This is a genomic window from Pseudomonas sp. 22072 (assembly GCF_052046095.1).
GTDB classification, from domain to species: Bacteria; Pseudomonadota; Gammaproteobacteria; order Pseudomonadales; family Pseudomonadaceae; genus Aquipseudomonas; species Aquipseudomonas paracarnis.
Genome location: NZ_JBQEQE010000076.1, coordinates 1 through 318, shown reverse-complemented (window position 1 = coordinate 318; position 318 = coordinate 1). Strand labels below are relative to the sequence as shown.

1 pseudogene is annotated in these 318 nt (G+C 67.3%); it reads left to right on the top strand.

From position 1 onward, the window contains the following. Window positions 1-140: 140 nt before the first annotated feature. Window positions 141-318 (top strand): annotated as a pseudogene (locus ACTJLA_RS26855) (chemotaxis protein CheW); the annotation flags it as partial.

Genomic DNA, 318 nt, shown 5'->3' with positions numbered 1-318 from the left:
CCTGGCCTGACTGATCGTTCACACGCTCCGCGTGGGAATGCCGCCGGGGACGCTCCGCGTCCCGCCAGTCAGCATAAGGGTGACGCAGAGCGTCACAGGATGCATGCCCACGCGGAGCGTGGGAACGATCAGTTATGCGCCGCCAGGTCACGTGGCGCGATCGGCAGATTCCGCTGACCAGCTTTGAAGCGGCCTGCGGCGAAGCCAGCGTGACGGGCGAACGCTCGAGGAGGCGGCGGTGCAAGTGGGGGAGCAGGTGGCGAAGGTGCCGGACTTGATGGGGCTTGAAGCGCTGCTGGTAGAGTCCGGCCTGGCCTG